At 41.5% G+C, this 24,565-nt stretch carries 20 protein-coding genes, 2 pseudogenes and 1 riboswitch; of the genes and pseudogenes, 6 read left to right on the forward strand and 16 right to left on the reverse strand.

The window, feature by feature from the left end:
- Nucleotides 1–60: 60 nt before the first annotated feature.
- From KY305_RS04280 to KY305_RS04295, 4 genes are all read right to left on the reverse strand, one after another.
- Complete coding sequence (locus tag KY305_RS04280; RefSeq protein ID WP_223061494.1) at nt 61–660, reverse strand: response regulator transcription factor; 600 nt, start codon at nt 658–660, stop codon at nt 61–63.
- The gene (locus tag KY305_RS04285) at nt 657–1,793 is read right to left on the reverse strand and encodes a sensor histidine kinase (RefSeq protein WP_223061495.1); all 1,137 of its coding nucleotides are present in this window, start codon (nt 1,791–1,793) and stop codon (nt 657–659) included. Before KY305_RS04285 ends, KY305_RS04280 begins: the two co-directional genes overlap by 4 nt.
- A gap of 115 nt (nt 1,794–1,908) precedes the next feature.
- Nucleotides 1,909–2,958, reverse strand: a complete 1,050-nt coding sequence (gene desA, locus KY305_RS04290; protein ID WP_223061633.1) for a Delta(5) desaturase DesA — start codon at nt 2,956–2,958, stop codon at nt 1,909–1,911.
- 292 nt (nt 2,959–3,250) lie between these two features.
- Nucleotides 3,251–4,408 carry a TetR/AcrR family transcriptional regulator gene (locus KY305_RS04295; protein WP_223061496.1) on the reverse strand — a complete coding sequence of 386 codons (1,158 nt, stop codon included), beginning with the start codon at nt 4,406–4,408 and terminating at the stop codon, nt 3,251–3,253.
- 141 nt (nt 4,409–4,549) lie between these two features.
- Here KY305_RS04295 and KY305_RS04300 point away from each other — a divergent pair, with 141 nt between their 5' ends.
- On the forward strand, nt 4,550–5,887 hold the full coding sequence (locus KY305_RS04300) for an aldehyde dehydrogenase family protein (protein WP_223061497.1): 1,338 nt from the start codon (nt 4,550–4,552) through the stop codon (nt 5,885–5,887).
- Here KY305_RS04300 and KY305_RS20230 read toward each other — a convergent pair.
- Nucleotides 5,816–6,082: pseudogene (locus KY305_RS20230) on the reverse strand (outer membrane protein assembly factor BamB family protein); the annotation flags it as partial. The gene KY305_RS04300 and the pseudogene KY305_RS20230 overlap by 72 nt on opposite strands.
- Before the next feature lie 178 nt (nt 6,083–6,260).
- Entirely contained in the window at nt 6,261–6,683 is a 423-nt protein-coding gene (locus KY305_RS04310; protein WP_223061498.1) for a DUF5391 family protein, read from the reverse strand.
- 164 nt (nt 6,684–6,847) lie between these two features.
- Between KY305_RS04310 and KY305_RS04315 the strand changes: the two genes are divergently transcribed.
- Together KY305_RS04315 and KY305_RS04320 are read left to right on the forward strand one after the other, a co-directional pair.
- On the forward strand, nt 6,848–7,159 hold the full coding sequence (locus tag KY305_RS04315; protein ID WP_223061499.1) for an ArsR/SmtB family transcription factor: 312 nt from the start codon (nt 6,848–6,850) through the stop codon (nt 7,157–7,159).
- Nucleotides 7,160–7,235: 76 nt separating this feature from the next.
- Nucleotides 7,236–7,526, forward strand: a pseudogene (locus KY305_RS04320) (MFS transporter); the annotation flags it as partial.
- 115 nt (nt 7,527–7,641) lie between these two features.
- On the opposite strand, the gene KY305_RS04325 reads toward KY305_RS04320, so the two are convergent.
- Nucleotides 7,642–8,328, reverse strand: a complete 687-nt coding sequence (locus tag KY305_RS04325) for a VOC family protein (RefSeq protein WP_223061500.1) — start codon at nt 8,326–8,328, stop codon at nt 7,642–7,644.
- A 288-nt stretch (nt 8,329–8,616) separates the two neighbouring features.
- Between KY305_RS04325 and ahpC the strand changes: the two genes are divergently transcribed.
- Together ahpC and ahpF are read left to right on the forward strand one after the other, a co-directional pair.
- Nucleotides 8,617–9,180 (forward strand): alkyl hydroperoxide reductase subunit C, encoded by a 564-nt coding sequence (ahpC, locus tag KY305_RS04330; protein WP_003326173.1) that lies wholly within the window; start codon nt 8,617–8,619, stop codon nt 9,178–9,180.
- A 13-nt stretch (nt 9,181–9,193) separates the two neighbouring features.
- Entirely contained in the window at nt 9,194–10,723 is a 1,530-nt protein-coding gene (gene ahpF, locus KY305_RS04335; protein ID WP_223061501.1) for an alkyl hydroperoxide reductase subunit F, read from the forward strand.
- A 280-nt stretch (nt 10,724–11,003) separates the two neighbouring features.
- Here the strand turns inward: ahpF and KY305_RS04340 are convergent, their stop codons facing one another.
- The 6 genes from KY305_RS04340 to KY305_RS04365 all read right to left on the reverse strand — a co-directional run bounded on the left by KY305_RS04340 (nt 11,004) and on the right by KY305_RS04365 (nt 17,256).
- Nucleotides 11,004–12,350: an amino acid permease gene (locus KY305_RS04340; protein ID WP_223061502.1), complete on the reverse strand. Its 1,347-nt coding sequence runs from the start codon at nt 12,348–12,350 to the stop codon at nt 11,004–11,006.
- Between the two features lie 151 nt (nt 12,351–12,501).
- Nucleotides 12,502–12,581, reverse strand: a riboswitch (glycine riboswitch).
- Between the two features lie 653 nt (nt 12,582–13,234).
- Complete coding sequence (locus tag KY305_RS04345; RefSeq protein WP_223061503.1) at nt 13,235–13,465, reverse strand: hypothetical protein; 231 nt, start codon at nt 13,463–13,465, stop codon at nt 13,235–13,237.
- Nucleotides 13,466–14,207: 742 nt separating this feature from the next.
- Nucleotides 14,208–14,711, reverse strand: coding sequence for a hypothetical protein (locus KY305_RS04350; RefSeq protein ID WP_223061504.1), 504 nt, complete (start codon nt 14,709–14,711; stop codon nt 14,208–14,210).
- The gene (locus KY305_RS04355; RefSeq protein WP_223061505.1) at nt 14,690–15,304 is read right to left on the reverse strand and encodes an ATP-binding cassette domain-containing protein; all 615 of its coding nucleotides are present in this window, start codon (nt 15,302–15,304) and stop codon (nt 14,690–14,692) included. The genes KY305_RS04350 and KY305_RS04355 overlap by 22 nt, the downstream gene beginning before the upstream one ends.
- 22 nt (nt 15,305–15,326) lie before the next feature.
- Nucleotides 15,327–15,815, reverse strand: a complete 489-nt coding sequence (locus KY305_RS04360; protein ID WP_223061506.1) for a hypothetical protein — start codon at nt 15,813–15,815, stop codon at nt 15,327–15,329.
- Nucleotides 15,816–16,965: 1,150 nt separating this feature from the next.
- A complete protein-coding gene (locus KY305_RS04365) occupies nt 16,966–17,256 on the reverse strand; it encodes an uberolysin/carnocyclin family circular bacteriocin (RefSeq protein WP_223061507.1) in 291 nt (96 codons plus the stop codon).
- Between the two features lie 1,608 nt (nt 17,257–18,864).
- Here KY305_RS04365 and fbp point away from each other — a divergent pair.
- On the forward strand, nt 18,865–20,790 hold the full coding sequence (gene fbp, locus KY305_RS04370; protein ID WP_223061508.1) for a fructose-1,6-bisphosphatase: 1,926 nt from the start codon (nt 18,865–18,867) through the stop codon (nt 20,788–20,790).
- Between the two features lie 155 nt (nt 20,791–20,945).
- On the opposite strand, the gene KY305_RS04375 is transcribed toward fbp, so the two are convergent.
- Genes KY305_RS04375 through KY305_RS04385 form a run of 3 tightly spaced genes read right to left on the reverse strand, consistent with a single transcriptional unit; the run spans nt 20,946 to nt 24,562 of the window.
- Nucleotides 20,946–21,410: a (2Fe-2S)-binding protein gene (locus KY305_RS04375; protein ID WP_223061509.1), complete on the reverse strand. Its 465-nt coding sequence runs from the start codon at nt 21,408–21,410 to the stop codon at nt 20,946–20,948.
- Nucleotides 21,403–22,245 carry an FAD binding domain-containing protein gene (locus KY305_RS04380; RefSeq protein ID WP_223061510.1) on the reverse strand — a complete coding sequence of 281 codons (843 nt, stop codon included), beginning with the start codon at nt 22,243–22,245 and terminating at the stop codon, nt 21,403–21,405. Before KY305_RS04380 ends, KY305_RS04375 begins: the two co-directional genes overlap by 8 nt.
- Nucleotides 22,232–24,562, reverse strand: a complete 2,331-nt coding sequence (locus KY305_RS04385; protein ID WP_223061511.1) for a xanthine dehydrogenase family protein molybdopterin-binding subunit — start codon at nt 24,560–24,562, stop codon at nt 22,232–22,234. The genes KY305_RS04380 and KY305_RS04385 overlap by 14 nt, the downstream gene beginning before the upstream one ends.
- Between the last annotated feature and the right edge of the window lie 3 nt (nt 24,563–24,565).

Here is a 24,565-nt window from a genome sequence, read left to right on the forward strand (position 1 = left end):
GTAAATGAAACAGCCAGTGTGCAACTAAAAAACACACTGGCTGAACAAGCTGAGGGCCGGTTACTTAAACCAGCCCTTTTCCTTTGATCGGGTAATTGCTTCAATTCGGTTTTTTACTTCTAATTTATCTAGGATCATCGAAATGTAATTGCGGACTGTTCCGCTTTTGATGCTAAGGGCGTTTGCGATTTCTTTTGTGTTTTTTCCGTCCGCAACAAGCTCCAGCACCGCTTTTTCCCGTTCGGTCAGCGGGTTTTCTTCACTATAGATGTCTTCCATTAACTCAGGTGCGTAGACGCGTCGTCCTCTCATGACGCTGCGGATGGCGCTGACGAGTTCCTCGCTTGGGCTGTCCTTGAGCATGTAGCCGCTGACGCCTGCTTTTAGCGCCCGCTGAAAATAGCCGGAGCGGGCGAAGGTCGTTAAAATGATGATTTTTACACCGCTGTCTTTGAGCTTTTCTGCTGCTTCAAGACCTGATTTTCCGGGCATTTCGATATCCATCAGACAGATATCAGGAGCATGTTTTTCCACGAAATCGATGGCATCCTGGCCGCTTGTGCCTTTGCCGACAACGGTCATATCCTCTTCTAAATTCAACAGCGAACCAAGTGCGCCGAGCAGCATTTGCTGATCCTCGGCAATGAAGATGTTGATCATCTGCTACCATCCTTTTCTTTTGATTTTGAATCATTTGGGATGCTCATGATCAGCTTTGTCCCAGTAGATGTATCGATGGCTAAACTGCCGTTTGCGAATTCAAGCCTTTCTCTCATTCCAAGCAGACCGTGACCCTTTGAAAAGAAGTGGGCTTGGCTGCCTTTGAAGCTGCCGTCATCCTCTACCGTAATGACAACCTCTTTCCAGAGCTGCTGCATGGTAATACGGCATATTTTGGCGCCGCTGTGTTTCACGACATTGGTGACGGCTTCTTTTATGCACATGCTGACGATGTTTTCGTTTAGCAGGGAGATATTTTTTGGCGCTTCTTTTTCATCGTACACAAACTCAATTCCTGCAGCTTCAAGAATTTGCCGAACATTGCCAAGCTCATCCTTCAATCGAATGCCTTTCATAGACGAGACAATTTGTCTGACCTCATTTAAGGAGGTGCGGGCCGTTTGTTGAACGCTTTTCAGTTCAGCGCGCGCCTGTTCAGGGTCCTTGTAAATCAGCTTTCGGGCAAGATCGCTTTTTAGTCCGATTAAGGAGAGCTTTTGCCCAAGCGTATCGTGAAGATCACGGGCGATGCGCTGCCTTTCTTCCAGCTTCACAAGATCTGCAATTCGTTCATTTGCATACTCTAATTTCTCCTCAAGGCGCTCCCGTTCCTTCCTGCTTCGAATGCTGAGCGGAAGCAAGACGGCACTGATCAATGTAATGACGATAAACGGGATTTGTGTCAAAAACCACCCTTTTTTCAGCACAAGGCTGAAGTTGACGGCAATCGCCGCACTGGTGATATGAATGTAATATAAAATGTAAAAAGGAACTTTATCTCGAATATGGCCGATGAAATAAGCGATAAAGAAGGCGAAATAAATATAGCTGAACAGCATGACAGAGCCGGTCGAAATGCCGATCAGAAGAAACGCCCATAAGTAAAGCGGCCAGCCTTTTGCGACAAATGCAAAGCGATATGCGGCAAAGAAAACAAGTGTGAAAATGACGCCGGAAACCATCACAAAGGTTGAGGATGACTTAAAAATAAAATAAAAGGGCAGGATGAAAAAAATCGTCCATATATAAGGAGAAATCCCGTTCAGTTTTTGAAATTTAAAATACTTCTTCATCCTTGTTCCACCTTCTGTTCCTTGTGTCTACCATCACTTTATCAAAATACCGCCTTCATTGCATAATCCTTATGCAGAAGGCTCTTTCCGTTAAGAGAAAGAGCCTTGCGCCACATTAGGCATTTTTCTTTAAAGATTCTTCCGGCACCTGCTGAGACGGCGGTGTTTTTCGTGCCTCCCGAAAGGTGACAAACTGCTTTTGATCCTCATTCCACAGACGGAATTTCATGGATTCAAGACTTGTTTTAATCGTAATGGTCGGTACATTTTTTAAAGGTTCATGCCCCTTATGAGCCGCTTCCAGCTTGTAATTCGGCACTCTCGGGCTTAAATGGTGGACATGATGGTAGCCGATGTTGCCTGTCAGCCATTGCAAAAGCTTCGGCAGCTTATAAAAGGAGCTTCCTTCTACTGCGGCCTGCACATAGTTCCAATGCTCATCTGCTTCAAAGTAAGAGTCTTCAAACGTATGCTGTACATAAAAGAGCCAGACGCCGATTGATCCCGAAATGAGGAAGATCGGACCCTGTACAAGCAAAAAGCCTTCCCAGCCAACAATCAGGCACGTTGCAGCAGCTAATAAGACAATCACTGCGTTCGTGAAATAGGTGTTCAAGCGCTCCTTGCGGCGGGCGCCCTTTACGTTGAATCGATTTTGAATAAGAAATACGTAAATCGGTCCGAGAATAAACATAACAAACGGATTTCGATAAAGTCTGTAGCGTACTTTTGTCCAAGCTGACGCTTCGTTGTATTCCTTGACAGTCATCATCCAAATATCGCCGGTTCCCCGTTTATCTAAGTTGCTGCTTGTTGCGTGATGAATGGAGTGGCTTCGCTGCCATTGAAGGTACGGAAACAGTGTCAGCACACCTGAAATAAAACCGAACAGGTGGTTCAGCTTCTTTTGTTTGAAAAAGGATTGATGGCAGCAGTCGTGGAAAATAATAAAAATTCTTGTCAAAAATCCTGCTGCTATAACAGTAAAAGCGAGGGTCAGAAGATAGGAGACATTGAGGCTGAAATAAGCAAGAAACCAAAGGGCAAAGAACGGCACAAACGTGTTGAAAAGCTGAATGACACTATGCTTTGTATCGGCACCGGAAAATGCAGCTACCTGCTTTTTTAAAGATGCTTGCTTTTGTGTTGCGGTTTGATTGATCATGAATGTCATGTCCCTTCATCTTTATTATTAAACCCAGTATACCGAGGCGCTCGCCGCGTTTGTAGTAGCGGCCATCATGCCCCGAGTATGACATTTGTCATGTTTGGCAGCAGAATGCTGATCAGACGGCATATGGAACGGTTTTCTTTTTTTGAACCGGAAGGGAAAAAGGCGGAAAGGAATTTTAAAAAGACAAGAAAGCCGCACTTCATATTCTATTTTTTGCTAAGTCTGGCCGTTTGTATGCGATGTTTATCAATAAAAGACCCTCAGCCTGTCGCGGCTGAAGGTCTCACAGCAAAATCACCCTATACTTCTTCACATCCAAAAACTGCAAGAACTCCCTCGCCAGCAGTTCCGGCGCGTGGTCTTTTCCTTCTTGGAGGCGATATTGTATCAACCCGACGAGCATGGACGCGACGTAATAGGCGTAGAGCTTTTTGCCCGCGTGAATGCGGATCGGCTGGTGCAGGTAAAAGGATTGCAGCGCTCTGAAGATTTCCGGAATGACGTCGGGAACGCCCGAACCCTCTCTCAGAAAATGGACGAGCGGCATGCCTTCCGATAGAGCCGCAAACAAACGGACGAGCGCAGCCTCCGCTTCTGCCATGGAGCAGTCAGCAGGCGAACCGTTTACCGTCAATAAGCCGATCAGCTCTCGGCACGATTGGTGAATAATCGTTTTCAGCAATTTCTCTTTATTGGCGTAATGGTCATAAAAAGTGGCGCGGCGGAGATTGCTTTTCCGGGCAATATCGGAAATTGTGACCGCCGCATAATCTTTTTTCTCCGCCATTACGTCAAGCATCGCCTCTTGTAAGGCCTGCCTCGTTCGGATCACCCGACGGTCGGCGGGCTGTTTTTCTCCCTGTTCCGACACCTGGCGGCCGAACAGCCAGAAAAACCGCTTTTGAGAAATCAAATCCCACACCTGCCCGCTTATCGCCTCCGGGGATGCCTCCTGATCCTCATTCAGCCAATACAGAACGATGGCATACGTATATAAGGCGCGGTAATGAATGTACATATCCTGTTCAGTCGGCGAGAAATCCGCATTGACCGGCGACAGAAGAACATCCTGCCGGAACACATCTTTAAAAAAAGCGTGAAAGTGAAAATAAGGCATTTTATTGCGATCCATCATGGTTTGGAAAAATACCCGATGCTGATCAACAAATGACAATGTCGGATGCACCTTTTGCCATGTCCCGTTTAAATTAAGAAAATCCTTATGCTTCAGCGAATCATAGAGCGCTTCGCTCAGTCCTTCTTTCATTTCTTCTGCAATATCTTCTATAATTGCATATTTATCCTCGTAATAAAGGTACAGTGTCCCCCGGCTTACGTTCGCATGCCCGGCGATTTCCTTCATTGTGATCCGGCGGATATCCCGCTCCTGCAATAGCGCCAGCAGCGATTGTTTCATGTCAGCCGTCACAGAATCAGGCATAAGAGACACTCCTTTCATTAGACAGATGTCCTGTTATTGTACGGTAACGTATAGATGCTTTCCCGCTGTCTTTGATACGGAATCACATCATTTTATAATAGGCCCGAGAGAAACAAAAAAGCAAATCAGGGGGAATTACAGATGGACCAGCAAGTAAAAGCAGATATTCAGCGCGTCTTTCAGCTGCAGAAGAAAAACCAGAAAGCATTGCGCGCTTCAACGGCGGAGCAGCGAAAAGAAAAGCTCAGCCGCTTATTAGAGGCCGTCACCACTCACGAAGAGGAAATCATTGAAGCGATCAGACAAGACGTCCGCAAGCCTTATCATGAGGTAAAAAGAGCGGAGACGCAGGGAACGATCAAAGCCATCAAAGATAATATGAACAATCTAGAAGCCTGGATGGCTCCAAAACAAGTCGGCTCATCCCTGAACCCGGAGGCTGACGGCGTGTTAATGTACGAGCCAAAAGGCACGGCCCTGATTCTCGGCCCTTGGAATTACCCGTTTATGCTGACGATGGCTCCGCTTGCAGCAGCGATTGCGGCAGGCAACAGCGCGATTGTGAAGCTGTCTGACTTTACGATGAAAACAAGCCATATTGCCGCGAAAGTGATTCGCGAGGCATTTCATGAAGAAGAGGTCGCTATTTTTGAAGGCGAAGTCGATGTCGCGACAGAACTCCTCGACCAGCCGTTCGACCATATTTTCTTCACCGGAAGCACAAACGTCGGAAAAATCGTCATGACGGCTGCGGCGAAGCATTTGTCATCCGTCACGCTTGAGCTTGGCGGAAAAAGCCCGACGATTATCGACAGCGAGTACGACCTGATGGACGCGGCGAAAAAAATCGCGGTCGGCAAATTTGTCAATGCGGGACAGACATGTATCGCCCCTGATTATGTTTTCATTAAGAAAGACGTACAGGATGCATTTACAAATATGCTGCAGACCATTGTCAACGCCGGTTTTATGGAAGATGACCATACGGTTGACCGCGATAAATTCACGCAGATTGTCAATGAACGCAACTTTAACCGTGTCAAAGCCCTGTTTGACGACGCGATTGAAAAAGGGGCGGAAGTCGCATTCGGCGGTGTATTTGATGCGCATGACCGCACGATTTCTCCGACCGTGCTGACAAACGTCACTCCTGACATGAAGATCATGCAGGAAGAAATCTTCGCACCGATTCTGCCGCTCATGAATTACGAAAACATAGACGAAGCGGCAGAATACATCACAGACCGTGACAAACCGCTTGCATTATATGTATTCAGCCATAATCAAAAGCTTATCGATTACGTGCTGCAGCATACGACGTCCGGCAATGCTTCTATCAATGATGTCGTCGTTCATTTCACTGACGTGAATCTCCCGTTCGGAGGCGTCAATACGAGCGGAATCGGTTCATATCACGGCGTGTACGGCTTTAAAGAATTTTCTCATGAAAAAGGCGTATTTATTCAAGCCTCTAAATAGAAAAAGAATCCGCGCATGTGACGCGGATTCTTTTTGTTATGTCGCTGAACCGAAAGCAAACAGTTTTTTATAAGTGCCGATGTACAGCGTGCCGTCCTCAGCGAGAACCGGTGAAGAAATGACATTGCTGTCCGTTTGATAGTGCCATGTTTCATTGCCGTCCGGGTCAAGCGCCGTCAGCTTTCCGTCCCTTGAATGAATCAAAATGGCACCCTCCCCATCGGCAGGTCAGAAATCGCTCCTGCAGTTAAAGCCACGCCCCGGCCGCCAAAGTTTTCCTATGAAATGAACTGTCTTTTTTCAATGTCAATTTCCTTTTTTAAACAAGCTAAACCGCTATCACATACCATAATAAACCTTTACAGAACAATTGTCATATAGCCTGCTGACGCTTCGGAGCCGAACGGAACGCGACAACAAACCACAGTACATTAACGATAAAAGCCGCGCCTGACCAAGCCAAAACGCCGGAAAAGGGAGACAGCTCCTGTCCTGAAGCCGCAGCGACAGCGATCGTCACCAAAACGACAGCCGTAGAAATGATAAGCCCGATTCCGCAAAAAACAGCCATAATAATCTTCATCGCATTTACACCGAGAACATAAAGAGCAAGCGGAATCAGATAGAAGACAAGCATCATACCGACAGACGTCCACATGCCGGCAGAGTTAAACGAATTCGCGTTCGGCCCCGTTTCTGCAAACGGAGATAGCGAGCCGATAACCGGCAATAAACAAAACATCACAGCGGAAAACAGGGTCACCGTGACTGTACCTTTTTTGTTTGTTTGATTCATGAGAATATCCTCCTGATGACATCCTGGTATTGGTTTTACCGGGAATCTGATAATATGTTATATTTTAACACAATTATTTGCGAAATTTTGGTCTGTCTCCATTGTGAGAAAGGTTTTTTTGAAAACGAATTTACAAATCCAGAAAAATAGATATAATAAGCTGTATGGAACCAATACTTATTCATAAAGCGTTATCTAACAAAACCCGAAGTGATATTATGACATGGCTGAAACATCCCGCGGAACATTTTGATGAAAGTCCATATCTTGAGCAGGGCCTCAGCTTCCGCACCGGAATCTGCGTCGGCGATATTCAGGAGAAATCAGGGCTTGCCCAGTCCGTAATCTCAAGCTACCTGCTGACGATGCAAAAAGCCGGCCTGTTAGAATCTGAACGGATCGGAAAATGGACATATTACAGGCGCAACGAAAAAAACATCAAAGCCTTTTCAGACTATCTTCAACAACATTTATAATTGAAAGGAGGGCTTTTTTTGTTATAACATATCTATTTTTCTGTATATGTAGTTATAAAAGGAGGCTTACATAAAAGTGAAAAAGAACAGCTCAATCTTCATTATTTTCTTGGCATTAGGGGTTTTTGGGATTATCACTACCGAAATGGGGATCATCGGTGTTCTGCCTCAGGCGGCGGACAGATTTCATATCACCGCTTCAAAGGCAGGGTGGCTTGTCAGCGTTTTTGCATTAGTCGTCGCTGTGTCCGGCCCGTTTTTGACATTGCTCGCGTCAGGTTTGAATCGAAAATATATTCTTTTGCTGGCCGTGCTGATGTTTGCCGTTTCAAATACAGTCTATGCGTATACGGTGCATTTCATGGTGCGGCATGTTGTTTGCCCTGCTGGCTTTCGGATTGATGATGGGGCGACTGGCCTTGGGAAACAGAAAACTCGCAGAAAACTGAGATCTACTGAGTCCGGGCTTTTGCCCGGACTTTTTATGACGGGTGCGCACGCGTGATGTCTATTCCGCCTTCACCGTCAGCTTCAATATGTGTCGTCCCGTTCACGGTGATCGAAAGCGGATGAAACTCCGCGTGTTGATCAGAAAAAATCCAGCGGCGCCCCCTCGGTCCCAAAAGCAAAAACGCCCCATCCTTATAATCACCCATAAAGTGAAATCCGTCCTCGGTAAGAGGCGCATGTTTTCTCACCGGAATGCCGAAGCGCTGTAATGTCTCCCCTGTTGACACCACCTCAGCAGCCGTCACATTGATTTCGCCAATATTCAATACGGACTGAATGGAAAAGCTTTCTTCAGAGGCCGGCGACGAATCTCTGGCGATGAATTCCACAAGATTGTGAGACGGATCTGAGAAATAAAAAGAACGTGCATTGATATGGGGAAAATACACCTCATCCTCACCATCTTCTGTATGAAACGCCACCTTGCTCTTCGCCCACGCTTTAGCTTCACGAAAATGATTGTTCGGAATGTTAAAAGCAAAATGATAAAACGGATGAGATTGAGAATCGGCCAGCCTGAACATTAATTCACTTTCTCCCGCCTTGATTGTAAACGAATCGCCCGTACTTTCGATCAAGCTAAGACCAAGCTTCTGTACATAGAAGCGTTTCGTCTCCTCCAAAGCATCACTGTATAGCATTACCTTGTTTATCAGCATCGTGATCACCCCTTTGGTTTATCTTACCATCGGCCGGGAGGATTCCCACTATTTTGCTTCGCCAATTGAGAAACACCCCTCCTCCATTTCAAAACGGGGACAGACCGCTCATACCAAGCGTTTTCATACCTTAAAAGCAAAAAAAGCATAAAATAATATGCCATATGCCTTGACAAAAAATAAATGTTATTTAATAATTCATATATAATTAGAATTATTATTGAAAGATAAAGTGTATTCTTTGTCTTTTTTAATATTTCAAATCACATTTCAGGAGGAAGATATATTATGTCTTTAATTGGAAAAGAAGTACAACCATTCGCAGCAAAAGCTTACAAAAACGGTGAATTCATCGATGTAACAAATGAAAGCCTGAAAGGCCAATGGAGCGTATTCTGCTTCTACCCTGCGGATTTCTCATTCGTATGCCCGACTGAGCTTGAAGATCTTCAAAATCAATACGCTGCTCTTAAAGAACTTGGAGTTGAAGTGTACTCTGTATCTACAGATACTCACTTCGTACACAAAGGCTGGCATGACAGCTCTGAAAAAATCGGCAAAATCACTTACGCGATGATCGGTGATCCTTCTCAAACGATCTCCCGCAACTTTGATGTTCTTAACGAAGAAGAAGGTCTTGCTGATCGCGGAACATTCATCATCGATCCGGACGGTGTGATCCAAACTGTTGAAATCAACGCCGGCGGTATCGGCCGTGACGCAAGCAACCTTGTAAACAAAGTAAAAGCGGCTCAATATGTCCGTCAAAACCCAGGTGAAGTCTGCCCGGCTAAATGGGAAGAAGGTTCTGAAACACTAACACCAAGCCTTGACCTAGTAGGTAAAATCTAAGGAGTGCATTCCATTGGTACTTGAAGCAAATATCAAAGCACAATTAAATCAATACATGCAGCTAATTGAGAATGACATTGTTCTCAAAGTAAGCGCAGGTGATGATGACACCTCGAAGGACATGCTGGCTCTCGTTGATGAGCTGGCTTCCATGTCATCGAAAATCACAGTTGAAAAAGCACAGTTAAACAGAACGCCAAGCTTCAGCGTCAATCGTGCCGGAGAGGAGACCGGCGTCACATTTGCCGGTGTTCCGCTGGGACACGAATTCACATCTTTAGTGCTGGCGCTATTGCAAGTGAGCGGCAGAGCGCCTAAGGTTGATCAAAAGGTCATTGACCAGATTAAGAAGATCAGCGGAGAATACCGCTTTGAATCTTATATCAGCCTGACGTGCCACAACTGCCCTGACGTCGTCCAAGCCTTAAACATGATGAGCGTGCTCAACCCGAACATCACACACACGATGATTGACGGAGCGGCTTTTAAAGAAGAAGTCGAAAGCAAAAACATCATGGCCGTGCCGACTGTTTTCTTAAACGGCGAATCCTTCGGAAGCGGACGTATGACCCTCGAAGAGATTCTCGCGAAAATGGGCAGCGGCGCAGATGCATCTGAGTTTGCTGACAAAGAGCCGTACGACGTGCTTGTTGTCGGCGGCGGACCTGCCGGCGCCAGTGCGGCCATTTACACGGCGCGTAAAGGCATCCGCACAGGTGTTGTCGCTGAACGCTTCGGCGGACAGGTTCTCGACACGATGAGCATCGAAAACTTCATCAGCGTAAAAGCGACAGAAGGACCGAAGCTCGCTGCAAGCCTCGAGGAGCACGTGAAGGATTATGATATTGATGTCATGAACCTGCAGCGCGCAAAACGCCTTGAGAAAAAAGACCTTTTCGAACTCGAACTCGAGAACGGCGCTGTTCTGAAAAGTAAAACAGTCATCCTTTCAACAGGTGCACGCTGGCGCAATGTAAACGTACCTGGTGAACAAGAGTTCAAAAACAAAGGTGTCGCATACTGCCCGCACTGTGACGGACCATTGTTTGAAGGCAAAGACGTAGCGGTTATCGGCGGCGGAAACTCTGGAATCGAAGCAGCAATTGACCTTGCAGGTATTGTCAATCACGTTACTGTGCTAGAGTTCGCGCCGGAGCTGAAAGCAGACGAAGTCCTGCAAAAACGTCTTTACAGCCTGCCTAACGTCACTGTCGTGAAAAACGCACAAACGAAAGAAATCACAGGCGACCAAAACGTAAACGGCATCACGTACATTGATCGTGAAACAGGCGAAGAAAAACACGTTGAACTCCAAGGTGTCTTCGTCCAAATCGGTCTCGTGCCAAACACGGAATGGTTAGACGAAACAGTCGAACGCAACCGCATCGGCGAAATCGTCGTCGACAAACGCGGCGCCACAAGCGTCCCAGGCCTATTTGCCGCAGGAGACTGCACAGACGGCCCGTACAACCAAATCATTATTTCAATGGGATCAGGCGCAAATGCCGCTTTAGGCGCGTTTGATTATTTGATCCGGAACTAATACAAAAGCCGCCATATTAGCTGATTGGCGGCTTTTTTGATATGTCCCGTTGAATTAAGAAGGCAGTATTTCTTCTAAACACTCCTCGCTGATTTTATAAGATTTTGGTCTTCTGCTCACCAGCTCAACAAATCCTTGCTGCTCTAAATAATCCATTACTTTGTTAACTTTATGTCTTGAAAAAAGAAGCGGTTAACAAAAAGAAAAACGGCATACTGCATGCAGTACACCGTCTTTTTAATGATTAGGGATTTATGGAATCACCATTTAATATGACTCATCAGGCCCTTCTTTTCTTGCTCCCCCAATATAGAATAAATAATAAAATAAACCACAGCGGCGTCAGAAGCAAAGCCGGGCGGGTTGCATCCGCAAACAGCATAATAATAAGAATGGCGGCAAACAGAGCCAGAACAGCGTAATTGATAAATGGCGTGAGTGGCGCTTTAAATGTTGATCTTGCGTGTAATTGCGGACGGGTTTTCTTGTATCTGATATGACAAACAAGAATCACACCCCACACCCATATAAAACAAATCGCGCTAATGGTTGTCACGATGCCAAAGGCTTGTTCCGGTATCAGCTTGCTTAAAAGAGCTCCCCCTGACAGGACAATGGTCGATACCCATAACGCGTGACTCGGCACATGGTTTTTATTCAGCTTCGCGAAACTTGCCGGTGCCTGTTTCGTTTTGCTTAAGTTATACAAAATCCGGCTTGTTGAAAACATCCCGCTGTTACAAGCAGACGCGGCTGACGTTAAGACGACAAAATTAATGATTCCCGCGGCAAGCGGAATACCGACTAAGCTGAAGGTTTTCACAAAAGGACTTTCTGCCGCATTCAGTTCCATCCACGGGTTAATACATAATAGGACGATAAGCGCGCCGACGTAGAAAAATAAAATCCGCAAAGGAATTTTATTAATAGCCGATGGAATATTTTTTTTCGGATTCGATGTTTCCGCTGCCGATACACCTACTAATTCCACACCGACATATGCAAAGATCACCATTTGGAAAGAAAGCAAAAAGCCTGAAAATCCATTTGGAAACAAGCCGCCGTGCTCCCATAGGTTTGCCGCCGAAACCGTTCCTGTATGCGTCTTAAATCCGATCACCAGCAAAATAACCCCGATGACAATTAACGCCAGAATCGTGATCACCTTTATTAAAGCAAACCAAAATTCCAATTCTCCAAAAAGCTTGACCGTTAATAGATTGAGCCCTAATAAAATGAGTAAACAGATAAGTGCAGGGATCCACTGCGGAATATCAAACCAATATTTCACATATACCCCGACGGCAATCACATCCGCCATAGCCGTCATAATCCAGCAAAACCAATACGTCCAGCCGGTGACAAACGAGGCCCGCGGCCCCAAATACTCCTCCGCAATATCTGTTAACGATTGATACCCCGCTTTAGATAACAGCAGTTCTCCCAGCGCCCGCATCACGAAAAAAAGCGCCATACCTACAATGAAATACGCAAAGATGATAGAAGGACCCGCCAATTGAATCGCCTTACCGGAGCCTAAAAATAACCCGGTGCCAATCGTCCCGCCAATGGCGATAAGCTGCACATGCCGATTGGATAAGTCCCTCTTTAATTCTCGCTGTTCCAAGTCTAACTCCTCCTTACCTCTTTATTGTGAAACGACGAGCAATGAAAATAGCCCATAAAAAAAGAGATTGGATGTCCTCCAATCTCGTGGTCATAAGAATAACAAATTATATTTGTGCCGCTGACAATCATCAGCACGACAAATACATATTCGGTACTCTTCTGTCCTTTTGCCTGAGATTGTGAACCCTTCGGCGCCGCGGAATTCCGCGGTCTCTCCAGAAGCTGCTCCTGCTGTAGTGCGACCCACAGCAATCATAGCTTGCTACGTATTGAGTTTTCGATAGATTATTACTATCGGATAACTTTTTATTTTAATAGGGATTGGGTGATTTGTCAATGGTAAGACTGTTATTGTTCAAGTCATTCTTAGTCCTTCCGTCAACTATAGCAAAAATATATAAGGATACAGGGATTCACCTCAGGAGATGACATTTATCCAGTGAAGATTCATCAAGTAAAAGAAACATTTATAGCATTTACATATTTGGTGAAACAAAAAAACTCTTTAAAACACAATGGATTGGGTGTGACGATGATGTAAATGATAAAGTTACATTTCTAGTAAATAATATTAATGCCTATTCAAATAGTGAAGAAATGCTAAGGACAAAAAGGATCATTGATTAAAAATTTTTATATAAAGATCTGTCAAACGATGTTCTTTTAAACGATGAAATAATATGTGGAAAAGTAATAGTCAAAATAAAAACGAACTTTAAACAAAGACCATGATTTGTTGTATGCCTTTCAAGATTCCTTAACCATATGAGTTAAAACGCTGGATTGTCAACACAAGATTGTCTAAACAAGTGTTGGCAATCCAGTCGATGAGGAAGTTGCACCGTAACACTCCCTTACTACTTAAACTGATTAAGTTGATACTTATTTTTGGGGCATACGGAATATCACAAAACTCCCATTGCTTTCTTCAATTTTCATAAATATTTCATTAAGAATTTCCAATGCTCTTTCGTCCGATTTGTACTTTCCTAAAGTTTTACTCCATTGATCCAAAGATGCACTGCCGATAATACCTTCTATACTTTTCCCCTTTACAGTAACTTCTTTTACATTCACTAAACTTTGTTTATTTTGTGTAAAAAGCCATAACATCAAAAACTCCCCCTTAATAAATATTATAATTGCTCTGTTAGGACAATTTTTCATTCGATTATCGCGTCCAATTATGTACCCTTTAAGCAATAAACTGCTTTAAAATGCAATTTTTTTTAAAATTGGATGTTTCTAATAAGTGAAATGGTCACAACTAGTGTTAATATGGAACCTACAGATACTAAAGTTATTATTTTTCGTCCATTCTCTTTTGATGTTTTATTTAGCTCCAAGAATACCAAAACCCATATAATTATAGCTGCTATAGAAGTAATATTTATAAAAGAAACAGACATATTTAACACTCCCCTTATATACTTTAGCACAAAATCCATCTCTAAGGGTTTAAAGTTTCTCCACAAAAAAGTGAAAAGAATAATTATTTAATATTTTACTAAAAATATAAATATCCCATTCCGGTTCACTAAGGACTAAAACTAGGTTACACATAATGGTTGGCACAGTTTAGAGCTGTCTAACTCAGCTCAACGCCTAATTTATATATTTTTATATGTGTATTAACGATTAAATTCACTTTACATTATCGTATGAGCAACAATATTCCATAAATGAATAGTCATTTTATATAAGATTTTGTTGTTACCCAATCCCTCTAGGAGCGGTTTTTTAGACATTATATTTCGTCTACGCTAGGAAAACCGCCCTCCTTGTGATTACCGTTTCCAACCACCATGCACGGTGCATAATACCCCTTTGTTTTAAAGCCCCATTGTTCTTCTCATCATAACAATGAAAATATTGATTTCCCTAATGAAAATAAAGCGTCAATTATAAAAGATGCTGCAAAGAGAATGGATGCTTTCCAGTTTTCTTTTTTATAATGGAAGAAGAGCAGTATTACAATTGATCCCATAAGAGCAGTAAATAAATAAAACCATGAGTTATGTATTTGCCAAATCCCTATGAAAATTATATTAATAATCATGATCAAAATTTTAGGAATAAGAGCATAAAATAAGTGGCTTTTAACATTAGAGGCAAAGATAATTAATAAAAATTTCCCAATAATATATTGCACCAAGAGACTTATCATTGTTATGACTGTGGTAACTACAGATATTATCAGTACTAATTTTCGGTGTGAAAAATTATCCAATAAATTATGCAGATCTTTTAGTTCTTCAGAAAATCCATTCATTTCAATAACAAGAGATATAAAATAAAAATTCAAGAACACATATACAATCAATGAGACAAATGATGTTAATCTTGCATGTTTTTCCACGAAAGGCCCCCCTTTCCTATAGTAATAACATTTGAATTATCGTTTAGATGTTTATTTACCATGCTATGAGAGACATATATTATGGTTGATATTTGTTTTGTTGAAAGATTTACTAGACTTTCAGAAAGCATATTAATACTTTCTGAATCTAAAGATGACATAGTTTCATCAATTAATATTGTTTCCCAATCCTTCACAAAAACCAATGATAAACCAAGTTTAGCTTTCATTCCCGTAGATGCTCTACTATATGAAACATCTAAATTACCATCAAAAAAATTATTAACTTTGGAAAGTTGTTTTGTAGATGGGGTAATGTTAAATGTGTTCCATAGAATCTCTAGATTTTCACCGATAGTGAAAGGATGAATACCAATAGGATCAACATTTAAATATAAAGTAGATCCTTTATTTGCAATAAAACTGCCTGAATAGTTTTTATCAAGGCCAGAAATTATTCTCAGAAGAGTACTCTTCCCCGCACCATTTCGACCTGTTAGTTGAAAAAGACCTGTTGATATTTTAAAATTAACTTTATCTAAAATTAAATTGTCTTTAAATTTTTTTGTGAATTCCACAAATTCCAAACTCATTATGAATCCCCTCTTCTTTATTTTAAAAATATCCTTCAAGTATAGCGGCTATTATTAATACTATTAATGATAGTACATAAAGAGGAATCATTTTTTTCATTACACTCAGAGTAATCTTTATTGACCTAGTAATAATTAATGTAAAGAGCATATACTGGCTAATTCCTTGATAAAGCAACATATTTGGAAATTCTAATAGAGCATGTGGAAATAATTTATTTAAGGCTCCTTGTATCCCTAAAGTCCTAAAACCTACAGTAATTTGAAAGGCCGAACCTGCAAAATCCAATAACTGTAGTATTGGCGAAAATATAGGAGCCAGTAAATACATTGCAAAGTTTCTTAAATTGTGTGATAAAACCAGAAACATAAAATCATGTTCCAAAGAAGGTGGTTCTGGTTTAAATAAATTTTTATTAACTATCGATCCTAAAAAAACTCCTATACTTATAGTTGATAAACAAAAGATAAAATAGTAACATAGAAAAAATTTGACTCTATTATGTATCATTTCTATTCCTCTTTTTATGAAACAATAGTGAAAATCGTGATGCATATCAGCATTAAAATAGGCAGAGTTAACTTTAATAACTTGTACTCATAGCCACTAGTTAACAACTCAGTTTTTCTAAAATATACAACCCCTATAAAAAATATTAAAGGAATTGATAAGAGATTCTTAAGAATTATTGTTATATCAGACGTATTTAATACAACCCCTACTAACCCGCAAACACATACAACAAATAACATAAGAGATATTAAATAAATGGAACTTGATTTAAACCTTTTAAATGAACTAACAATTAAAGAGGATTGCAAAGTTTCCACTCGTGCTTTATCCAGCATAATCTCTTCGCTTTTTGACCCTATGAAAATCTCTAAGATAGTCATAAAGTTAACATAAACGATTATTAACGCCGGGAGCCCCTGTATCTTAGTTAAGAACAGTTGACCAAAGTATGTTATCACTGATACCAAGGCTCCAAGCAAAACCAATAATATCTTATTATTAGTTATATAAGCGGAGAATATATGTAAAATATCCCCGGATGAATATCGTTTATCAGTACTTTTTAAAAATGACAATCCAATTGGTATACGGTGAGAATTATTTATACAGAAATAAATAAGAAAGGATTGTATAATTAAAACTAGTATAGATAACTCAAACGAATACGTTAAAATGAACCAAGTTTGCAACAAAAAAAGGGATCTGATTATGATATTAAACAGGCCATGCGTTAACTGAGACAAAAAAGAAATTACAACAGTAACTAAAGCCAATATAATAATCAAATATTGATTTACTATCAACATAAAGGTTGTAGACATTAAACAAGTCAGAAGTAATTGTAATGAATACCCTTGTCTAATTGTAAAAAACAAGTGCTTTAATAATAAGCGTTTAGAAGTAAAAACCAGACCAGGTTGTTGTTTTCTATATGGTAATATACACCGATTGATATTTGCTGTAGCTACAATATATATAGAAATAAAAGAAAATATAATAAGGTGGTGAACGGAAACCAAATCATGATAAAAAATAAGTGCTAGAATAAAGAGTGATGAAAAAAGAATCATCCCAATATAATTGAGATGACCCATTATACTTTGATCATAAAGTTTAAATAGTCTTTTTTTCATGTGCATAAGCTCTTTTAAAAAGCAGCTGCTTTGGCTTTTCCTTGTTTCTTAATTAAAGTAAGAACAGTCGCTGCAAACGCTGATCCAATAGTTCCAACACCAGTAAACATTCCAATAATCGTTATTACAGTAGTTACAGATGAAACACCATCTAAAAAGTTGACTATTGTTGCTGCAGTCGCTGTACTAAGTCCAAGTTGAGCTGCTATGAGTGGTCCGTTACCAAGAATTAAAGCTCCTAATGTAACTGCAAAAAGTGATACGGATAGTAGAGCATAAAACTTTGAATCTTTTACTTTAACCATGAAATTACCTCCTATATATTATTTACTACATTTTTAGTATAAACGAACAAAACAAAAAATTCAATAATTTATAAAAAAACCTATTAAATTCATTTACAAGAAAATAATTACTATATTAACAAACTATTAACCTTACCTTTCTATTATATGGTCACGCGTAGATGAAAGGACCAGTGCACAATCTACAAATACCAGAAACATTTTGATCGTATGATGAGAGATGTAAAAAAGAATTTGAATGCTGTCATAACTTGTAAAGTATTAGGGTTGAGCAGGAAGTGTTTTGATTTTTATCACTCTCGAAGAAATACACAATGCATTGTTAAATTTATATCAATATAGGAAGGTCAATATGGGCCACCTGCCTAATGGACAATCGCAATTCAACATTTTATCCTCAATTGCTCAAATCAAAGATACAAGCTTGGTTAGAATCAAGGGGAATATACTGGTGAAAGAATCGTTGGGTATCGAAGCGAAAACAATTACAATTAAAGGGTAGTAGTTCCCATAAATAAGAACCGGGTACAAAAGAAATTCCAATCATCTCAATAAAATTGGTTTGTAAACATAAGCTGCATATGCCGATTCGATAAGTCCCTCTTTAATTCTCGCTGTTCCACATCAAACTCCTCCTTACCTCTTTACTGTGAAACGACGTGCAATAAATAAAGCCCATAAAAAAAGAGATTGGATGTCCTCCATCTCACGTTCATAAGAATAACAAATACATATGCGGTCTCTTCAGAAGCTACTCCTGCTATAGTGCGATCCACACAGCCATTGCTCATCACGCAATGAACCTTTCTTACGCAAATGCTTATACAATAGCAGTCTTGTTATGCTGGATTCTTAATCTTCTATTGCAGAGATGGTGATCAGGAAAAAAAATATAGAAAAATATATATTTTATTGTACTCGTTCTCTAGCATACACAAAAGGTGCGAAAAACCAAAAAGGCTTTCTATAGTTACGGCCTTTTTGGTTGAAACGGTTTGTTTATTCAGAGAAGCTGCTGTTTTCTGGCTTGTCGTTGATTGCGGTACGTGTCTTGGCACATAATCATTTTTTGTCTTCTGCAAAGATCACTTGCGGCACCTACTATATAGATTAAAAGCTTCCGAAGGGACCGGAGTACGAAAATCAAAACATCATTAGACTGCAATAGTCATTAGGTGAATATATACAAATATCCATTCCGACTGAATTAGTTGAAACTAAGGCAACTGCTCCCACTCTTAGTTAAGCAAGTAATGATAGGGCAAACAAATAATTGTCAACACCATATTAATAAATGTGAATGGAAATTGACGACAAGAATCAGGATACCTGTCCCTTTCAGCCTAAGCCCCTGATCAAATCCGCAAGATCTTCTCCGTGGATACTGCTGAAAGGCTTTTTTGCTCTTGCTGTCTTAAGCTTTCCCTCCTGTTTTCTGCTTTTTCTTTATTCTCGCGTATCTCGTTTTGATTGTCTCAAAAAGGAGTTATGCGGTACTATCATATAAGGTCCAATGATGTAAAAATAATGTCATACTTTTAAATTCATCTTATCATGCAAATGCTCATAAATAGGGACAGCTCTTATCTAAAAAGGGGATGGACGATTTTGGAAACCAAATACTTAGATCTGCTCGCTCAAAAATACGATTGTGAAGAAAAAGTGGTAACGGAAATCATTAATTTGAAAGCAATACTGAACCTGCCAAAAGGCACCGAGCATTTTGTCAGTGATTTGCACGGGGAGTATCAGGCATTCCAGCACGTGCTGCGGAATGGTTCAGGAAGAGTCAAAGAGAAGATACGCGATATTTTCAGCGGCGTCATTTATGATAGAGAAATTGATGAACTGGCAGCATTGGTCTATTACCCGGAAGACAAACTGAAGTTAATCAAACATGACTTTGATACGAAAGAAGCATTAAACGATTGGTATAAAGAAACGATTAACCGAATGATTAGGCTCGTTTCTTATTCTTCCTCCAAGTATACCCGCTCCAAATTGCGCAAAGCACTGCCTGCCCAGTTTGCTTATATTACGGAGGAGCTGCTATATAAAACAGAACAAGCTGCCAACAAGGAACAATATTACTCCGAAATCATAGATCAGATCATAGCACTCGGCCAGGCCGATAAGCTGATCACCGGTCTTGCCTACAGCACGCAGCGATTGGTGGTCGACCATCTGCATGTTGTCGGCGATATTTACGACCGCGGACCGCAGCCGGATAAGATCATGGAAGAACTGATCAACTATCATTCGGTGGATATTCAGTGGGGAAATCACGATGTTCTCTGGATAGGCGCTTATTCAGGCTCCAAAGTATGCCTGGCAAATATTATCCGTATCTGTGCCCGCTATGATAACCTGGATATTATTGAAGACGTCTACGGCATCAATTTAAGACCGCTCTTGAACCTTGCCGAAAAATATTATGACGATAATCCAGCGTTCCGTCCAAAAGCGGACGAAAACAGACCGGAAGATGAGATTAAGCAAATCACAAAAATTCATCAGGCGATCGCGATGATCCAATTCAAGCTTGAAAGCCCAATAATCAAGAGACGGCCGAACTTTAATATGGAGGAACGGCTGTTACTGGAAAAGATTGATTATGATAAAAATGAAATCACGCTGAACGGAAAAACATATCAGCTGGAAAACACCTGCTTTGCGACAGTCAATCCAGAACAGCCGGATGAGCTATTAGAGGAAGAGGCAGAGGTCATGGACAAGCTGCTGTTCTCTGTCCAGCATTCCGAAAAGCTGGGCCGCCATATGAATTTTATGATGAAAAAAGGCAGCCTTTATTTAAAATATAACGGCAACCTGTTGATTCACGGCTGTATTCCTGTCGACGAAAACGGCAACATGGAAACAATGATGATAGAGGATAAGGCCTACGCGGGCCGTGAGCTGCTCGATGTATTTGAACAGTTCTTACGGAAAGCCTTCGCCCACCCGGAAGAAACCGATGATCTGGCGACAGATATGGCCTGGTATTTATGGACAGGCGAGTACTCCTCCCTCTTCGGAAAACGCGCCATGACGACATTTGAGCGTTATTTCATTAAAGAGAAGGAAACGCATAAAGAAAAGAAAAACCCGTATTACTATTTGCGGGAAGACGAGGCAACCTGCCGAAACATCCTGAAAGAATTCGGTCTCAACCCGGATCATGGCCATATCATCAACGGCCATACACCGGTAAAAGAAATCGAAGGCGAAGACCCGATCAAAGCAAACGGAAAAATGATCGTCATCGACGGCGGCTTCTCCAAAGCCTACCAATCCACAACAGGCATCGCCGGCTACACGCTCTTATACAACTCCTACGGCATGCAGCTCGTCGCCCACAAACACTTTAATTCAAAGGCCGAAGTGCTGAGCACCGGAACTGATGTCTTAACAGTGAAACGTTTAGTGGACAAAGAGCTTGAGCGCAAGAAAGTAAAAGAAACGAATGTCGGTGAAGAACTGATGCAGGAAGTGGCTATTTTGGAGAGCTTGCGGGAGTATCGGTATATGAAGTGATGGAACATGGGGTTCAGGGATTACTTTCTCTGGGCTCTTTTTTACGGCTTTCCACTTAGTACAGCAAAGTGCTAACAGAGGTCTGGTTTTCTGCTTGTTCATCGACGCGTAAATAATAGCGAAAAAGAAAGTTGGGAGCCGGAAAGATAAACGGGCTAATGAGTCCCTTCCACTGAATTTAAAACAGATTTAACAGCTTCTTCAATCTCCCTGTAACCCGTACACCTGCAAATATTGGACTCCAGCCAATTTTTTATCGTTTCATCACCAGCATTCGGCTCAGTATGAACTAAAGCATGACAATTCATGAGAAAACCCGGTGTACAATAACCGCATTGAAACGCAAATTTTTCAATAAAAGCCTTTTGAATTGGCGTATTGATAAGTCCTTCAATTGTAGTAATTTCCTTTCCTTCCCCTTCTACTGCAAGCATTAAACAAGATTTCATCGGTACCCCATCCATTAATACCGTACAGGCGCCACAATCACCATTTAAACAACCTGGCTTTGAACCAGTTAATCCAAGACGAAGACGAAGGGCATATAACAAAGTATCGGCTGGCCTGACAGTAATCTGTCTTTCCTCGCCATTTACTTTCAACGTAATAGGATCAGACATTGGAACCTCCTTCTAATTCATGTAAGGCATCTAAGATTGTATGCTGCAAGACAAATATTCGATATTCACTTGAGCCTTCTGCATCATCAAGAACAGGTTTGGGTACATACTGCAAAGACCTCCGTACTCTATCCTCTAATGAGCGGCTTTTATCGTTAAACATAGCCTCCATTTCAACAGAACGAAAAGGAAATGGACATACGCCGCTAAAGGCCATTCTAACCTTTTCATCTTTTTTTAGTGCACAAACTGTCACCAATGGATATCCGACATTCCACTGTTGTCTTCTTTTTATACTTACAAATGGCACGTCTATATACGTTTGATCGATAAGAATATGAAATAAAAAATCTCCTTTTTGTAATTGTATTTCCCTGTTAAAAATTTTATTTATAGGATGGTAATGAATCCCTGATCGCCCTGCAACCCCTGCCAAACTATCGGAAATTAACAACGGCAAGACTGCCTCACGGTAATATATGCCCCCGCAAATATTTCCGCCCAGGCTGATTTTATTTCGAGTCGTCCGATCCGCAATTTCACTTACTGTTTTACTTAATAACGGAAATGGATTTTCTTCCTCCACTTTCGTTAATGACACACCTGCTCCGATCACTAGATAATTTTTATAAAAACGGATGGTATGAAATTCTGGAAGTGCATTAATATCTATCACTGCATCCGTATAGATGAGATTCAGCCTTCCTAACGTTATAATTTCTGTGCCGCCAGAATAATACATTGGTGTTTTCTTTTCGGCCGCAAGAGAGTGAAATAGATGGGTTGTTTCTTGAATTGTCTTCGGTTTAATATATTCAAAATCAAACGGTATCATCTTTCCACCCCTCTTGCGTCCTCCATAATCGTTCAGGAATAAGAGGAAGTTGATTCAATTGGACACCTAAAGCGGCAGAAAGGCAATTCCCTAATGCTGCCGGCATCCCCAACAGTCCATGTTCCCCGCCGCCACGGGCTCCATAAGGCGCAATAACATGCGGGGTTTCAACAAATTCAATGATATATTCAGGCTGCTCTCCATAGTGAAGGGGTCTGTATGTTCTAAGTTGAGGATTTAATACTCTTCCATATGAATCGAATACAAAGGTTTCTCTTCCTCCAAATGCAATTCCCATACTCATCGCCCCCATCACTTGGCCCCTTGCAGCTTTTTCATTCAATACAGTCCCCATATCCACAACAGAATAGGCTTTTGTAATTCGGTACGTATAATCCCGTCTATCTAACTCAACTTCAATTCCCTGAGCACCTACAGCCCACTCGGGTCCCGGCTTTCCTTTTCCCGTTTCCGGGTCTAAATTCGTCATCCGGGTTAATGTGTAATTGCCGCTCGCAATGATTTGTCCGCCAATGGTATTTCCATTTGGAAACGTATATCCGTAAGCAATGTCTTTTATTTCAACATGTACAGAAGGATGATCTATAAAATAAACCTTTCCATCAGCCACTTCTAATTCCTCGACAGGAACCCTTAAAACACATGATGCCACGTCCTTAAGCTTTCGAATGGCTTCATCAGCTGCATTCAGTACGGCTCTTCCTCCCATTAAAGTTCCTCTGCTGCCCACAGTTTTCCAATGCTCAGGTGTTGTTTGTGTATCTACAAGCATTTTTACGTGAATTTGACTTATATCCATTTTCATTCGTTCCGCTAAGATTTGGGCTAGCACTGTTTTTGTCCCTGTTCCAATTTCCACTACCCCTGACATCAAATTAATGCTTCCATCAGGATTAAAGGTTAAAATAACCCCGGATGTTGCATTTGTATCAAATGTTGAGGTTTTCCAAATACAGCTGATCCCCTTTGCCCGTATCTTCCGATCATCAATTTCAATTCTCTGTCCCTCGTCCCAATTCATTAATTCCTTCAATCTTTCAATGCATGTTGGTACATTTCCGACCGTGCTTGAATTGAGAAGAACTTGAGTAGGTGTAGTATCACCGGGCCGAATGGCATTTTTATAGCGGAGTTCTAATGGGTCCATGTTCAGCTTTTCTGCCAATACATCCATCGTTCGCTCAAAGGCAAATAAAACTTCAGCATGGCTGTAGCCTCTATATGCACTGGGATATGGATGATTCGTATACATACAATATGAATCACACCATATATGGTCGATTGCGTATGGACCCGTACAATCAACCACTGCAGCCCGGCTGATGTCCACTCCTTTATCAGAGTACGCTCCGCCATCAAATAAAAACTGAATGTCTGCCGCCTTTAAGATTCCATCCTTTGTTGCTCCTAATTTGACAATGGCATCCAATCCTATATGAACAGGAGATGTGATCATATCCTCTTCTCTCGAATTAAATAATTTGACGGGCCGGCCTCCAACTGCTTTTGATGCCAAATATGCAATCACCTCTAACTGAACTGCTGCTTTTCCCCCGTATGCCCCTCCTACTAAAGGGGTTTTGACGATCACCTTTCCAGGTTCAATTCCAAAATACCACTGCATTAATTTTTTAATGGCAAAAGGGGCTTGAGAGGATGTTGTAATAATAATCTCCTCATCCGCCCGAATTTCAACAATCGAGCATCTTGTTTCCATAGCAGCGTGATCAGAAGGGTTAAAGGAAATTTGGAATTCTGCTGTCACATCACTTTCCCTAAATCCGTCTTCAATATTACCTTTTCTAATTTTATCCAGGTTTGCGATATTTGTCTTCGGAACCGGGAATACACCTTCCGTCTTCTCATAGCGGTCCACATTTTCATGGACGAGGGGCGCATCCTTTTGGAAGGCCTCACGGGGGGAATTGACGACGGGAAGAGGTTCATAGGACACTTTGATGGCATTCACTGCCTTTTTAGCTATGATAGGATTTTCTGCAACAACAACAGCAACCGGCTCACCGTGGTATCTGACTCTTTTATAAGCAATCGGCGACCTGTCTTTAATTTCTTCACCTGCAAGCGGAAAAGGTTCATCACCCAATATCGCTTTCACTCCGGGAATCTTCCAAGCTTCTGAAAAGTCCATAGACACAATATCAGCATGAGCATATGGACTGATCAACATTTTTGCGTGTAATGTCCCTGTTTCTTGAAAATCATCTGTATATTTCGCCTTACCTGTCACTTTTTCAAGGGCCTCTTTTCGAATCACACTTTTCCCGATATACTCCAACTC

Source organism: Bacillus sp. YC2 (assembly GCF_019891195.1).
In the GTDB taxonomy this organism is placed as follows: Bacteria; Bacillota; Bacilli; order Bacillales; family Bacillaceae; genus Bacillus.